This is a genomic window from Lysinibacillus sp. RU7, assembly GCF_057837305.1.
The window spans coordinates 1-253 of the sequence record NZ_JBYQFK010000202.1 but is presented as its reverse complement, the minus strand read 5'-3'; the positions used below and the strand labels follow the sequence as shown (position 1 = coordinate 253).

1 protein-coding gene is annotated in these 253 nt (G+C 49.0%); it reads left to right on the top strand.

From position 1 onward, the window contains the following. On the top strand, positions 1-240 hold a 240-nt coding region (locus tag AC3II9_RS22100), incomplete at its 5' end, for a hypothetical protein (protein WP_489158877.1). Positions 241-253: the final 13 nt, after the last annotated feature.

Sequence of the window (253 nt, the reverse complement as noted above, 5' to 3'; positions counted from 1 at the left end):
GTTCGTGGAGGTTTAAGTGCTGAGGAAATACTGACTCGAACCCAGGGAAACTGGTTATGGATTGCGTTTTATACCTTGTTTGTGATTAGTGCAGCAATCCATGCCCCTATTGGTATTCGCAAGGTGGTCAAAGAGTGGACGACCATCACGTCTCAAGCAGCCAATTGGCTGGCATTAGCCCTGGGTCTGGTGTTCTTGGGGCTAGGGATGCGGGCAGTGATTGCAGTGGGAGGTTTGTAATGATCAAGATCAA